The organism is Pedobacter polysacchareus, assembly GCF_019802255.1.
Classification (GTDB): Bacteria; Bacteroidota; Bacteroidia; order Sphingobacteriales; family Sphingobacteriaceae; genus Pedobacter; species Pedobacter polysacchareus.
In genome coordinates, this window is record NZ_JAHYSS010000005.1 from 249,373 (window position 1) to 265,345 (window position 15,973).

Below are 15,973 nucleotides of genomic sequence, written 5' to 3' on the forward strand. Positions count from 1 at the left end.
TTAATGAAGAGACACCCTTTAATTTTATAAGTTGCAGGTAATTTAATACGGCTGCCTTTTAATCCGATCTCTTTCTCTTACCTTTGCAAATATTCAATATTCCATACTGTGATTAATGTAAACAACATCTCCGTTTCATTTGGCGGAACCACTCTTTTTAGCGATGTCACCTTTTCGATCAACGAGAACGATAAAATTGCCCTTATGGGTAAGAATGGTGCGGGCAAGTCGACCATCTTAAAGATCATTGCCAACGCGGCAAAACCTACTTCTGGTAACGTAACCGGTCCTAAGGACGCGGTGATTGCGTATTTGCCACAGCATTTCCTGACTCAGGATAAGGTGACCGTTTTTGAAGAAACGATGAAAGCTTTTGAGGAAGTAAACCAGATGCAAAAAGAGCTTGAGGAGCTGAATGAGCAATTGACGATTCGTACTGATTACGACAGTGACGATTACATGAAGCTAATCGAACGCGTTTCCGAACTGAGCGAGAAATTTTATTCGATCGAAGAGGTCAATTATGATGCAGAGGTAGAAAAAGTATTAAAAGGCTTAGGCTTCGAGCGTAAAGACTTTACCCGACAAACTTCTGAGTTTTCTGGCGGTTGGAGAATGCGTATTGAACTGGCTAAAATTCTATTAAAGAAACCTGATTTGATCTTATTGGATGAGCCTACCAACCACATGGATATCGAGAGTATCCAATGGCTGGAAGATTTCCTGATCAACTCTGCTAAGGCAGTGATGGTAATTTCCCACGACCGTGCCTTTGTAGATAACATTACCAATCGTACCATTGAGGTAACGATGGGCAGAATATACGATTACAAAGCAAAATATAGTCATTACCTACAGTTGCGTGCAGACCGCCGTGTCCATCAATTGAAAGCTTATGAGGAACAGCAGCGTTTTATCGCAGACAACCAGGAATTTATAGACCGTTTTAGAGGGGTTTACTCGAAAACCTTATCGGTACAGTCGCGTGTGAAAATGCTTGAAAAGCTCGAAGTGATTGAGATAGATGAAGTGGATACTTCGGCATTGCGCCTGAAATTCCCGCCATCGCCGCGTTCGGGGCAATATCCGGTAATCGTAGAAGAGCTTACTAAAACCTATGGCGATCATGTGGTGTTCGAAAAAGCATCAATGGTGATCAAACAGGGAGAAAAAATAGCTTTTGTGGGTAAAAACGGGGAAGGTAAGTCGACCATGATCAAAGCCATCATGGGCGAAATCGACTTTGAAGGGGAATTAAAAGTAGGTCACAATGCCAAGATTGGATACTTTGCCCAAAATCAAGCTGCCCTGCTTGATGAAAATTTAACGGTATTCGAAACCATTAACCAGATTCCATTAAGCGATGGTTCTATAAAAATTAAAGACCTTTTAGGTGCCTTTATGTTCAGTGGTGATGATACCACGAAAAAAGTTAAGGTGCTTTCAGGAGGAGAGAAAACCCGTCTAGCCATGATCAAGTTACTGTTAGAGCCAGTAAATGTACTGATCCTGGATGAGCCAACCAACCACTTGGATATGAAGACCAAAGATATTATCAAGGATGCGCTTAAAGATTTTGATGGCACTATTATTTTGGTATCCCATGATCGGGATTTCCTGGATGGCTTGGCTGAAAAAGTATTCGAGTTTGGTAATAAGCGTGTTCGTGAGCATTTTGAAGATATCAAAGGCTTCCTGGCCTACAAAAAGATGGACAGCTTAAAAGAAATAGAACAAAGCTAAAAAAACATATACTTACATACAGGTACTCACCGGGGTTGAACTATCAATCCCGGTTTTTTTTGCTCCAGCTTTTTCAAGCCTTGTGCCAATCTTCTGGGAGATCATCATAAATTATACTTCAGCTGTTGCTGATCTGCTTCCTCGCTAGCCTAATCAGGGCAGGTAACATTGAATAAACTTTTGTATTTTTCAGGAGGTAAAAATCAATATGAAAATAGAGAACTTAAAACCGTTTGAGGGAGAGCATTGTGAAACAACTGCAACCGGAACTTTGCTCCGACAGCTCAATGTTCAGCTTTCTGAACCCATGCTCTTTGGTTTAGGAGAGGGACTTGGTTTTATCTTTTGGAAGATGAAATCAATGAATTTCCCTTTTATTGGTGGGCGGGTAAAACCGGATGTCTTAACTGAGCATCTCTCGAGGAATTTAAATCTGGTGCTGACCGTTAAAGAAACCTCTTCCACTCAAAAGGCTTGGGAAAATGTAAAAGCACTCCTTGATAAGGGAAAAGTTGTGGGTTTAAAATTAGACTGTTTTCATCTGGAATATTTTACAAGACCATTTCATTTTGCTGGGCATTATGCTGCAATTTATGGTTATGATCATAACCATGCTTTTTTAGTAGACACGAAGGCGCAAGGTGGTCAAGTAAAAACATCTTTGAAAAGTTTGGCCTTAGCAAGAGCGGAAAAGGGCCCAATGTCCTCTAAAAATCTGTATTATACCTTAGAACTGTCCTCAAAAAAGTTTGATCTGAAAACAGCAATTCCTGCAGCTATAAGAAGTAATGCACATCAATACCTCAATCCACCAATTACGAATATTGGCTATAAAGGAATCTACAAAACAAGTTCCGAAATTATCAAGTGGTTTAATACCAGTAAAACCATAGAGAATGACTTTAAGACAGTGGCCATGCTGATGGAAAAAGCAGGCACTGGCGGCGCTTTATTTAGAAACTTATATCGTGATTTCTTAAAAGAAAGTTACGAACTACTTCATCTTGAAGAACTTAAGGCAGGGCATGAGGCGTTTGTAGAAATTGCATCGCTTTGGACATTCCTCTCTGAACTGTTTGAAAAAATAAGTCAAACAAAAGATATTAAATATGTTCAGGAAGCATCGGAAATATTAAAAATAATAGCAGGTAAGGAAAAGAACGCAATGGAAGTATTGGCCACGATATAGCCCCTAATGCGCATGCTAGGAATAAAAATTTTAGCTGAATCAACCAGATAATTCGAGCTTTCCCAAATTATTTACATATTATTGGATCGAAAATTTAACTCATATTACTCCCGGAAGCTAATTATTAATGGAAAACTACGCTAAGCGCTCCGACTTAGAATTGTTACAGCTCCTCCAGCTTGGTGACCGTTTAGCTTATACGGAAATATTCGAAAGGTATAAGTTTATTCTGCATCACCATGCAATAAAAAAACTCCCGAATAGAGAGGAGGTGAAGGATATTGTACAGGAAGTATTTACCATGCTTTGGACAAAAAAAGAAGGTATAAATATCCATACCAACCTTTCAGGATACCTCTATACTTCTTTAAAACACAGTATTCTTGATCATTTTTCAAGACAGAAGGTACGCGACAAATATGTGGATTCGATGAAGAACTTTGTCGGACAGGGAACGGTTTTGCCTGATTACCGCATCAGGGAAAAGCAATTATCCGCAGCTATAGAAGCAGAAATTAGTCTGTTACCTGAAAAAATGAGGATTGTTTTTGAGATGAGCAGGAAAACTTACCTCAGTCATAGCGAGATTGCCGCTCAATTAGGGATCTCTGAGAAAACGGTCAACAGGCAGATTTCTAATGCTTTAAAGATACTGAGGTCGAGGTTAGGCCTTTTCGCTTACCTGGCTTTTCTGATCAGGTATTAAATAAAATAAAAAAATATTCATTTCATCTGCATGTTCTGCCCGACTTAACCGTCTTGGTATTAGATTGGGGGAAAAAACAATCTGAAATCAATATGCATGAAGCAGATTATGAAAAATTATTAGATCAATATAAAGCAGGTAAATGCACTGAAGAAGAGATCGCTTTTATTGAAAGCTGGTACCTTGTTTATCAGGAGGGCACCTTACATGAGGATTTATCTTTAGCAGAAAGAACAGCTGATTTGACTATGGTAGGGGCTGGACTTGGCCTGGAATATCCTGAGCCTAAAAAGGTCCGACTCTGGCCGCGACTGGCAGCCGCTGCGGCGATCTTCATCGTAGTTGGGGCAGGCCTGTATTCTTACATGGATAAAAACAGTCCGGCTGCTCCTGTCTACGCCAACGACATTCCCTCTAAAGGACAAAAGACCGCTACGCTAACCCTGGCTAGTGGCGAAAAAATCCAATTGTCTGATGCTAAAGTTGGTTTACTGGCAGATCAGTCAGGGATTGAAATCTCCAAGACTAAAGACGGACAATTAATTTATGAAATAAAAGATCAGGCAAATGCTGCGGCTAATAAGTGGAATACACTTTCTACAGCTAAAAGTCAGACCTATGGGATACAACTTCCTGATGGAACGAAAGTCTGGTTAAATGCAGCCTCTGTATTGAAGTATCCAGCTTCATTTGCAAAACTAAAAAACAGGGCTGTGGAACTGACTGGGGAAGCCTATTTCGAGGTGGCCAAAGATCCGCGTCATCCATTTGTGGTAAAAACCGCCACACAAGAGGTCGAAGTTTTGGGAACACACTTTAACATCAATAGTTATACAGACGAAAATAGTACCAGAACTACGCTGCTGGAAGGAGCGGTAAAGGTAAGTTTGGTGAATGGCATACTTTCAAAGGTAATTAAGCCTGGTGAAGAAGTACTGAATATACAGCAGCAGCTGCAGGTCAGACCGGCAAATCTCAAAGATGCGGTCGCCTGGAAAACAGGATATTTTAGATTCAATAATGAAAGCCTGGAAAGCATTATGCGTCAGGTATCCAGATGGTACGATGTAGATGTGGTGTATTCGGGTAATCGAAACGAGCTTGCGGCCCTTACTTTCTGGGGTATTGTTTCAAAAGAGAAAAATGTTTCTGAAGTGCTAAAGATGATCGAACGTGCTGAGCAAGTGAAGTTCAGTATTAATGGCCGCACCATAACGGTCATGTCCAATTAAAATCTCCCACCCTTAATTATATAAACCTAAACCAAACCAACCACATGAAAAAGAGAAACCACCGCGACCCTTAGTCAGATTCAGGTAAATCAGAAAACAGGAACGTTCGAACCGTTCCTGTCTAATCCTGATTGGCACAAAATAATGAATTAACAAATTTTATGATTACCGGATTGCCTGTAGCCTCTGAAAGCAGGGCATTTCCGGTACAGACCAACATGTCAAATGTATACAAATTTTACAAAATATTTTTGTGAGTCTTCGGGCTACAAGGATAATTTCCTAGAGTCAGCCCGGCCAGATCAATATCCGGCAACTGGCTATAGGTTATGGGGGATAAATACAATTCTTGTGATGAAATTAATTACAGCGTTATTAATCCTGAGCCTGACTCAGGTGACTGCGGCTACTTTTGCACAGAAAATTACCATGAACAAAACCAACGCCACTATTGAAACCGTTCTGGAAGAGATAGGAAGGCAAAGTGGTTATGATGTTTTTGTTGGGGTGAAGACCTTAAACAGCGCAAAATCTGTCAGCATTAATGTGAAAAATGCAGCAGTAGAAGAGGTTCTGAGACTTTGCCTGGAAGGACAGCAGCTTGATTTCTCTATTGAAAATAAGATCATTGTCATTAAACAGAAGCAACCTTCAATTCTGGATAAAGTAGCTGCCGTTTTTTCGGGTAATGAGGTATTTGGGATTGTGCTGGACAATGATAACAACCTGCTGCCGGGAGCTACGGTCACCATTAAGGGGAGTAATAGAAGTACGACCACCAATGGGATGGGGCAGTTTAAATTAAAGGATGTTCCGGACGGTGCCATATTACAGATTTCTTTTATGGGCTATGTGACCAAAGAAATTAAGGCAACTGAAAATCTATTGGGTGTGAAACTGGAATTGAGTACTTCTAAGCTGGATGAAGTACAGGTGATGGCTTATGGAAAAACCAACAGAAGAATCTCTACCGGAAATATTGTAACGATCAGTGCGAAGGAACTGGAAAAACAGCCGGTCACCAATCCCTTACTAGCGCTTTCAGGCAGAGTTGCAGGAATGATCGTAACGCCGACCAATGGTTATGCATCAAGTCCTGTGAAAGTAGAAATCAGGGGAAGAAAAGCCATTAATCCAGGATTTGTGTCTGATCCATTGTATATCATAGATGGTGTTCCACTCAGTAATATAGAACTTGGTGCCGGATCAGATTATAACAAAGGTTCTGCAGGTGTGGTTCAAAATGGATTTTCTTACACAGGAGGCCAGAGTCCACTGTTTAATATCAGTACGAATGATATCGAGAGCATAGAAGTTTTGAAGGATGGTGATGCGACTGCTATCTATGGTTCAAGAGGCGCAAATGGCGTAATTCTCATCACCACGAAAAAAGGAAGAGTTGGAGCAACTACGCTTTCAGTGAATACTTCACAGGGACTCAGTTATGTGACACAGCGTTACAATATGTTAAACACAGAACAATATCTTCAGCTGAGAAGAGATGCATTTGCAAATGATAACATCGTGCCAACGGTAGTCAATGCACCTGATTTAACACTTTATGATCCTAATCGTTATACCGACTGGCAAAATAAACTATGGGGCAATATGGGTAAAAAAACCAATGCTTCGCTGAGTTTAACCGGTGGTGATCAGGTAACACAGTTTCTTTTCTCCGGTAATTATGGCCGGACGGAAGAGATTCTTTCCAATGGAGGAAACAATCAGAATGCCTCGATGGCTCTTAATCTGGCTCACAGTGCTATGGAGCAGAAATTCAGAATCAATGCAAATGTCCTTTATACTTATTCAGCAGTAAAAACCATTGGTACACCTGATGCGGTTACTGTGGCACCTAATGCTCCTGATATTTATGCAGAAGATGGCAGTTTGAATTTTAAGGCCTGGGGTAGAGGTACGGATGGTTCTTACTTCCCTTTCGGATCCCTGGAATCCGGCTATTTTTCCAATACGAATCTGATGAAAATGGGCGTGAATCTGCATTATCAGCTCGCAAATAACCTTTCTTTAGCTACCAATCTGGGTTATACGTTTACCTATAATACCAACCGTTTTTACAACCCGATTTCCAGTATGGATCCCTTAAGCAGCCCAACAGGAGCTGCATTTTCGGGAAGTACCAATAATTCCAACTGGATTATCGAACCTCAGCTAAATTATAATGTAAATTTATTTGGCGGTGAGTTCAGTGTGTTGTTGGGCGCTAGTTTACAAAAAGACGGCACTAAGACTGGTGGTGTTTATGGTCTTGGGTACGAAACAGACGATTTTTTGGAGAACATTGCCCTGGCTCCTATTAAATTGATTTATGACAACATAGGTTATTATAAATATGCCGCAATATTTGGCAGGCTAAGCTATAACCTAAAGGACAGATATATCCTGAATATCAATGGCAGAAGAGATGGATCATCGCGATTTGGTCCCGGAAAACAGTTTGGTAATTTTGGATCTATCGGAGCAGCATGGATCATATCAAATGAGAACTGGCTTAAGGATCGACTTCCTGCAATGATCAGTTTTATTAAATTGAGAGGAAGCTACGGATTAACAGGCAGCGATGCCGTTGGTGACTATAAGTACCTTACTCAATGGGCAAGTAATATGCCAGGTTCAATACCACTCCCTGGTTATAATGGTGTTTCGCCTTTGGTCAGCTTATTGGCAGTAAACCCAGACTACAGGTGGCAGGTAGCGAAGAAACTGGAAGGTGCATTAAATTTAGGTTTTTGGGAAGACCGTGTCAACCTGCAGATTTCTCGTTATCGTGAACGCATAGGTAATCAGCTGACAGAGTATCCAACACCACTTTTTAGTGGCTTTAAAAGTGTGGTCGCCAACTGGCCGGCTTTGCTTGAAAATAAAGGCTGGGAGTTTTCAGCAGATATCGAAGCCATCAAAACTGATAAAATAAAATGGAACTGGAGTCTTAACGGCGCTCGGAATACCAATATACTAGCCAGTTACCCAGGAATAGAACTTACGCCTTATGTGAATCTTTTTAAAGTGGGAGCATCGCTAAATTCCTTGTACCTATTACATTATACGGGCATAGATCCACAAACAGGGAAATATACGTTCGAGGATTATAATAAAGATGGGGTTATTGGCTTCGACAATACCAAACAACCAGGTACTGGTGATGACGATCGTTTTGTGGCTGTTGACATGACGCCAAAGTTTTCCGGTGGTTTCGGGACTTCTTTTAGTTACGGTAATTTCAATATCAGTGCCTTTTTTGAATATAGACAGCAAATCGGTATTAATCCGGATTATAACAGCGGAAGTTTGTTAGGCAGTATGCACAACCAATCTGCTGATGTATTTGGTAACTATTGGAAGAAGCCGGGCGACCAGACCTTATATGCAAAACCAACCACATTAACCGGTGATGACAGTACCAACAACTTTTTTGCTTCTGATGGTCAATACCAGGATGCTTCCTATCTGAGAATGAACAATATTTCCTTCGGGTACCAATTCGATAAGAGAATCTCTAAAAAACTGGGTGCAAAATCATTGAATGTATATGCCAATGCACAAAATATTTTTGTACTGAGTAAAGGAAGGGGCTTGGATCCTTCTGTTCAAAACTTTGGAGCGCTTCCACCGGCAAAAGCAGTAGTATTTGGTATTTCCGCACAATTTTAATCTGATAATGACATGAAGATGAAAAGAAATCTAAAATTATATAGTGTAATCATGCTGACAGTGGCTTTGGCTTCCTGTAAAGAATGGGTCAGCATCCCGGAGCCAACAGGTTCTGTGACCACAAAAAAAGTGTTTTCCACGGATGCGCAGGCAAACTCTGCAATGGCTGGCGTGTATACCCGCATGATCAACAAAGGCTATGAAGGAGCTACAGGAATTCAGGGTTTTGCGGCGGGGATGTCTACGATATTTGGAGGGATGTCTGGTAATGAGTTGATTACAATCTCTACAGGGGGGTCTTATTATGCTTATAATACCAATAACCTGTTTGCGAATGATGGCTCAGCAGCAATGATCTGGGTTACTGCTTATGATGCCATTTATGGTTGTAATGCCGTAATAGAAGGCATTGAAGCTTCAGTTTCTGACAAATTGCACGATAATGTCAGAAATAGACTGATTGGAGAAGCCAAATTTGTTCGAGCATTTTCTTATTTCTACCTCCTTAATTTTTTTGGCGATGTGCCTATGGCGCTGACGATAGATTTCAATAAAACCGCTACCATGAAAAGGACACCAAAAGCGGAAGTCTACGCGCAGCTGATTCAAGACCTGCTGGAGGCTAAAACCCGGTTGCCGGATAATTTTTCTGGCACAGGCGGCCAAAGGATTTTGCCTACTAAATGGGCTGCAACGGCATTATTGGCCAGGGTCTATTTATATACAGGAGATTACTCAAATGCTGCAGCCCAGGCTACTGAATTGATCAGTCAATCTGCATTATTCAAACTGCCGGAAGATTTAAACAATGTTTTCTTAATCGATAGTGAGGAAGCCATCTGGCAATTGCAGCAAGGCGACCTTCCTGCAAATGGTAAAGCAACTCCTGAAGGATATACCCTGGTTGCCAACAAAGCAACCATTCTTAACGACCGCCCTTTTTTCCATATGACGGAGGAATTGAAAAATGATTTTGAAGCAAATGATCAGCGAAAAATAGCCTGGACCTGGAATGAAACCGCTGGAGGTCAGGAAATTTACTACCCTTATAAATATAAAGTCGGCAGCTACAATGCACGTACTGGTAGTATGACCGAGTATTATATGGTCTTAAGATTGGCTGAGCAATACCTGATCCGTGCAGAAGCACAAGCACTTGCCAACATGCCTTTAGGCTCGGCGATTGCCGATCTGAATGTGATCCGTCATCGCGCCGGTCTGGATGATCTGCCTGCCGGACTTTCTAAAACAGCAGTCATCCAGGCCATTGAACATGAAAGAGAGATCGAACTTTTTGCAGAATGGGGACATCGGTTTTTTGACCTCAAGCGAACAGGGCGCGCAGAAAATGTGCTCTCAGCATTGCCAATTAAGCAGCCCTGGAGAAGTGATCAGTTGATTTACCCCATCCCAAAAACAGAAATTATTGCCAACCAAAACCTGACGCAGAATCCAGGTTACTAATTTTTAACATACAGCCGTCATCTCTGGTAAAATAGGGGGAATACCTGCAGTAAAACTGCGGAGCGGGAACCCCTTTGTCTGAAGATGACGACTGAACCAAAACAATAACTTATCAAACTCAATAAAAACTATGGAACCAATCGTTCGTATCAGCGGGCTTTCGCACCGTTATAGTACCAGCTGGGCTATACGTGACATCAATTTCGAAATTCCAAAAAGTGGGATTGTTGGCCTTCTGGGCTCCAATGGTGCCGGTAAATCTACTACCATGAATATCCTTTGCGGGGTACTCACACCGACCACAGGAAAGGTGATGATCAATGGCATTGACCTGAGTAAGCAGCCGGAATTGGCCAAGCAGGAAATCGGCTTTTTGCCGCAAACTCCTCCATTGTATATGGACCTGACGGTGGATGAATACCTGAGGCATGCAGCGATTTTACGTTCAATAGAAGATAAACAATTAAAATCAGCACTGGAGGAAGTCAAGGAACGCTGCGGTTTAACCCACATCAGCAAAAGACTGATCAAGAATCTATCTGGAGGTTATAAACAGCGGGTGGGCATCGCTCAGGCCATTGTCCATCAACCAAAATTAGTAGTATTTGATGAGCCTACAAATGGCCTGGATCCGAACCAGATTCTGGAAGTACGCGGACTGATTAAAGACATTGCCACAGAACGTGCGGTTATTCTCTCTACACACATCCTAACCGAAGTTCAGTACCTCTGCAAAGATATTGTCATGATTGAAAGCGGAAGGATTGTATTTGCGGATACGATGGAAGCTTTTGACAATTATATTGCCCCGCACAGCATGCTGCTGACCTTGGAAAATGCACCGGCAGAAGCTGCATTGATGGCTATAGAAGGGGTGATCAGGATAGAATTCCTCACGGAAAAACAATTACGGATCTATTTCAATGGCGACCGCAGTATTTCTGAAGCTGTGGTGCTGGAAAGTGCAAAACAGGGATGGCGCTTACGGGAGCTCAATATGGAGAAAAACTCTTTAGATGAAACTTTTGCCCAACTGTCTAAAATCTCTAAATAGCTTATGAAAAAAATTATACAGATAGCCAGGCTAGAACTCAGTCTGCTATTTTATTCCCCGATTGCATGGTTGCTGATCCTGGTTTTATTTCTGCAGATGGCACTCGCATTTTTGTCGTCCATCTCCGAAATACAGTATCTCCAGGAATTTATTCCTATTACAGGGATATCAGAAAGACTATTCACCATCATGATTGGGACGGACACGATTCCTGTAGGTATATTCCTTACGATGCTGGGCAGTTTATACCTGTATACGCCGCTCATTACAATGGGGATCATCAGCCGGGAAATGAATACAGGAACAATCAAACTGCTGTATTCTTCACCAGTAAAACTTAGTCAGGTGGTGTATGGAAAATTCCTGGCAATGTTGGGTTATAACCTGATAGTGATGGTGCTCATGAGTCTTTTTGTAGTTGCTGGTGCTTCCGCTGTGCAGCATTTTGATTATTCCCATATTCTGGTAGCGATGCTGGCTTCCTTCCTGTTAATGAACGCCTATTCGGCTATCGGCATCTTTATGTCGAGCTTAACTACTTATCAGGTGATTGCGGCGATTGGCACTTTTGCCGTACTGGCCTTTATGAATTATATCGGAAAATTCGGACAGGGGATAGATTTCGTTCGTGACCTGACCTATAGCCTTTCCATGCCAAGTCGCGCAGAGCGAATGGTAGGCGGTTTATTGACCAGCAGGGATGTAATTTATTACCTGGTGATCTGCGGTATTTTTCTAGGATTTACCATTGCCAAACTAGAACTGGCCAGGAATTCAAAGTCTCTCGCAAAGCAGGTCTCACGATATGCCCTTATTTTAATCGTTGGTTTAACAGTCGCTTATATCAGCTCCCGACAACCATTGATTGCTTACTACGATGCTACGGCAACCCAATCCAATACGCTGGTAAAGGCTACTCAGGAAATCCTGAAACAAATGGGTGATGAACCTATTGAAATGACAGAATACATCAACGTAATGGACGATAGCTATAACTATGGCGCTCCTCAAAATCGCATTTCAAGTATTGCGCGCTGGGAGCCTTATCTGCGGTTTAAATCCAATATTAAGTTAAACTGGGTTTACTATAACAGCAGTTTCGACCTTCAGGCTTTTACCGAAAGGGCAAAGTATTTGGAAGTAGATACCGCAGACTTTCTGACACCAGAAGCTATCCGTAAACAGGTAGACCTCAGCGGAGAAGATGGCCGTTTGGTGATACAGTTGAAATACAAAGGCAAAACCACTTTTTTACGGACCTTTTTTGATGCTGGATTCTGGGCCAAAGAAGCAGAAACTGCAGCCGCATTAAAACGACTGCTGGTGACTCCGCCGAAAATTGTTTTTGTGACGGATGGCTATCAGCGTAGTGTTGCCAAGATTGGTGATCGCGACTACCAGCAGTTTTTTAATATCAAAGCTTCCAGGCCCGCTTTGATCAATCATGGTTTTGATATCGACAGCCTCTCGATAGAAAATGCAGAGATACCGGCTGGCATTGCCACGTTGGTGATCGCTGATCCGAAAGTCAAGTTCAGCCCGAATGCATTGGCAAAGCTTCAAAAATATATTACAGCGGGTGGAAACCTGTTGGTGGCCGGAGAACCAGGGAAACAAGAGGTGATCAACCCAGTTCTCAGTATGCTGGGACTCAAAATGAGCAACGGGACACTCGTTCAGCGCAGCAGAGATTACTCTTATGGTCTGGTGACGCCAACTTTAGGGGCAGCGTCCCTGGTGATGAGCCCTGGATTAAAGAAGCAGTACGAGGATAAAAAGGTAGTCGCTATGCCAGGCGTAGCCGCATTAAAAATAGAGGACAAGGGCATCTTTAATGCCCAGCCTGTATTGATAACCGATGATAAAAAGAGCTGGATCAAAGCCGGAACTTTTGTGCTGGACTCAGCTGCCCTGGCATTTGAGGCGAAGAATGGTGACCAGAAAGGTACTTTCCCGACAGCGATGATGCTGACCAGAAAGCTGAACCAAAAGGAACAGCGGATTATGGTATCCGGAGATGCCGATTTCATGAGCAATAACGAAATGAATAGGGGAAATCTGGCCACTGTGAACAATGCTTTTGTACTCCATCTTTTTAAGTGGTTTGCTAATGATCAATTTCCAGTAGATATGACCAAAATTGAGTCTAAAGACAATAAACTAGAGCTGAACGAGGCTGGGTTGAGAACGATACAGATCATGTATTATGGGCTGATTCCGGGTGCCATATTCATCCTGGGAATGATTTTACTTAGCCGAAGAAAACGTAAATAATTATGAGCTTTATAACCGATAAACAAACGATCGATGATCTGAATATCTTCGCCAAATCGGGGAGCGATTCGATCTATCATATTTTTAATAAAACCTATACGCAGGGTGCTGCTGCCCTGCTGGAGGAGCTGTTCAGGAATCCACTTTCTGATGAAAAACTGATCAATGAACGTGTAGCTATACTGCGGTATTTCCAGGGAAGTAAACTGGCTTTTCCTTTACAGGGGAATCGTTTTGAGGAGGCAGAAAGGTACCTTGCCAATACCGAGCCGCGAAGCCGACTGTCTAACCAGGGTTTTAGCATGGCTGATTTCCAGGCTGCGGCACAAAGTGTGACGGCATTAGTGGAGATCTTGCAGGGGCTGAAAGCATTTATGCAGGACCTTCAGCCTAAAGTAGCCCAAAATCCTTACGGAGCAGAAGTAGAGAAGGTTTTGGAGCTCCTCAATTCAAGAGCGCTGGAACTCGTTTTCAGCGACCATGGAAAAGGCAAAATCTCCTCAGGGAAAATCGTAGAGTACGACAATATTTTAAGGTTCCAGCAGCGTGACCTGCTGGAAAAAATACTCCAGCATATTTATCACCTGGATGTGTATTGTTCTATCGCAAAGGTGGCAGAAGAACGTGGGTACCATTTTGCAACCGCCTTAAAGCGGGATGCCAATCGCTTAGAACTACAGGGGCTATACCATCCTTTGCTGCACAAGCCGGTGGCGAATTCCTTAACGATGACACCGGATAGTAACATTGTTTTCCTAACCGGGGCCAATATGGGGGGGAAATCCACCTTCATGAAGTCACTGAGTATTGCCATGTATCTGGCGCACCTGGGTTTCCCCATTGCGGCAAAAAGCATGGAGTTCTCTGTTTGCGATGGGATGTATACCACCATCAATTTACCAGATAACCTGGCCATGGGCGCCAGCCATTTCTATGCAGAAGTGCTCCGGGTAAAGAAGGTAGCAGTAGCCCTTGGTGAGGGAAAAAACCTGTTTGTCGTATTTGATGAACTTTTCCGGGGAACCAATGTGAAGGATGCTTACGAAGGAACGATTTCCATCATGGAAGCTTTTGCCAGTAAACCACATTCGCTGTTTGTGATTTCCACGCATATCATGGAAGCGGGGAAAGTATTACAGCAGAAATGCAGCAATATGATTTTCCGTTACCTGCCTACGCGTATGGAAAATGGCAAACCTGTGTATACCTATACACTAAAGGAAGGGATTACCGACGACCGCCATGGGATGATCATCATTAATAATGAAGCCATTTTAGAACTGATCAGCCATGAAAAACAAAGCAGGAGAACACAAAGCAATTTTAATGCAGATAAACAAACGGCAGATGACTTAAACCTTCAGGGGAAATTCAAACAGCAATCTATTTACAGCTTATTTAACCACCTGCAAACCAGAGGTGGCGAAAAGGAACTGGAAGGTATGTTTGCGCGGCCATTAACTACTCCGGAGCAGATCAATAAAAGAAGTTCGGTTTTTGCATTTTTTCAGCAGCATCGGGTGATCTTTCCTGTGATCCGTTCACAGGTAGAATCTATGGAAGATTACTTGTCGGGCGGTGCAGGAGCAGCTTTACCAGCGGTAGCCTGGAGCATCTTTGCTAAAAAAATCAAACAAGTCCTTTTTCATGATGCCGAATTGCTGCAATTACAGGCAGGGCAGTCGGTCACTATTGAAGTGCTGCAGTCTTTCCGCGATTTCTTTAAGGAATTGGCGGAGAAAGGGAATGTGGCCGTTTACCAAAAAGAACTGGATAATGCAGCGCAGATTTTTAAGGACAAGAGGCTGGAGGATATTTTAAATGCGCCAGATGAACAGCTTTCTTTAAAGCAGCTGATCCGCAATGACTATGTGATTCGCCATTCGATGATGGCGCAGATGGAAATCCTGTTGAAATTAATTTATGAACTGGATGTGTTTGTGGGTGTAGCTGCGGTTGCAGCTGAACAAGGTTTCGTGTATGCGGAAGCTTTGCCAGCTGAACAGATGGTCCTGGATATGGAAGGTTTCCGTCACCCGGGATTAAAAAATGGAATCAGCAACAGCCTGCATTTAACTGCTGATCGCAATGTGTTGTTCTTAACCGGTGCTAACATGGCCGGCAAATCCACCTTCATGAAATCTATGGGGATTGCGGTTTACCTCGCGCACATGGGTTTTCCTGTAGCGGTAAAAAGAATGAGGTTCTCTGTAAAGGATGGGCTGTTCTCTTCTATCAATGTTTCCGATAATCTGGACATGGGTTATAGCCATTTTTATGCAGAAGTATTGCGCACCAAAACGGTCGCACAGGCGGTCAACGAATCACTCAATTTATATGTGCTGTTTGATGAGCTTTTTAAAGGAACCAATGTAAAAGATGCTTATGATGCTACGCTGGCAGTGACGCAGGCTTTTGCGGAAAACAGGAACAGTTTCTTTGTGATCTCTACACACATCATTGAAGTAGGGGAAGCCTTAGGTAAAGCCTGTCAGAATGTGCAGTTCTCCTTCTTACCAACGGTGATGAAAAATGGTGTACCTACTTATCCATACACCCTGGCAGCTGGAATTACCAGCGACAGACAGGGAATGATCATCATTGAAAATGAAAAAATTGTTGACCTCATCCGTAATTAA

General features: G+C 42.5%; 9 protein-coding genes. All 9 read left to right on the plus strand.

The window, feature by feature from the left end; translation table 11 throughout:
* The first annotated feature begins 108 nt into the window (after nucleotides 1-108).
* The 9 genes from K7X70_RS15710 (at nucleotide 109) to K7X70_RS24445 (ending at nucleotide 15,973) form a co-directional block, all read left to right on the plus strand.
* A complete protein-coding gene (locus tag K7X70_RS15710; RefSeq protein WP_222537949.1) occupies nucleotides 109-1,743 on the plus strand; it encodes an ABC-F family ATP-binding cassette domain-containing protein in 1,635 nt (544 codons plus the stop codon).
* Between the two features lie 208 nt (nucleotides 1,744-1,951).
* Nucleotides 1,952-2,932 carry a BtrH N-terminal domain-containing protein gene (locus K7X70_RS15715; protein ID WP_222537950.1) on the plus strand — a complete coding sequence of 327 codons (981 nt, stop codon included), beginning with the start codon at nucleotides 1,952-1,954 and terminating at the stop codon, nucleotides 2,930-2,932.
* Nucleotides 2,933-3,059: 127 nt separating this feature from the next.
* Nucleotides 3,060-3,638, plus strand: coding sequence for an RNA polymerase sigma factor (locus K7X70_RS15720; RefSeq protein WP_222537951.1), 579 nt, complete (start codon nucleotides 3,060-3,062; stop codon nucleotides 3,636-3,638).
* 92 nt (nucleotides 3,639-3,730) lie between these two features.
* Nucleotides 3,731-4,870, plus strand: a complete 1,140-nt coding sequence (locus tag K7X70_RS15725; RefSeq protein WP_222537952.1) for a FecR family protein — start codon at nucleotides 3,731-3,733, stop codon at nucleotides 4,868-4,870.
* 354 nt (nucleotides 4,871-5,224) lie between these two features.
* Nucleotides 5,225-8,542 (plus strand): SusC/RagA family TonB-linked outer membrane protein, encoded by a 3,318-nt coding sequence (locus K7X70_RS15730; protein WP_222537953.1) that lies wholly within the window; start codon nucleotides 5,225-5,227, stop codon nucleotides 8,540-8,542.
* An 18-nt stretch (nucleotides 8,543-8,560) separates the two neighbouring features.
* The gene (locus K7X70_RS15735) at nucleotides 8,561-10,006 is read left to right on the plus strand and encodes a RagB/SusD family nutrient uptake outer membrane protein (RefSeq protein WP_222537954.1); all 1,446 of its coding nucleotides are present in this window, start codon (nucleotides 8,561-8,563) and stop codon (nucleotides 10,004-10,006) included.
* Nucleotides 10,007-10,136: 130 nt separating this feature from the next.
* Nucleotides 10,137-11,060: an ABC transporter ATP-binding protein gene (locus K7X70_RS15740; RefSeq protein WP_222537955.1), complete on the plus strand. Its 924-nt coding sequence runs from the start codon at nucleotides 10,137-10,139 to the stop codon at nucleotides 11,058-11,060.
* 3 nt (nucleotides 11,061-11,063) lie between these two features.
* Complete coding sequence (locus K7X70_RS15745) at nucleotides 11,064-13,334, plus strand: Gldg family protein (protein ID WP_222537956.1); 2,271 nt, start codon at nucleotides 11,064-11,066, stop codon at nucleotides 13,332-13,334.
* 2 nt (nucleotides 13,335-13,336) lie between these two features.
* On the plus strand, nucleotides 13,337-15,973 hold the full coding sequence (locus K7X70_RS24445) for a MutS-related protein (protein WP_255607309.1): 2,637 nt from the start codon (nucleotides 13,337-13,339) through the stop codon (nucleotides 15,971-15,973).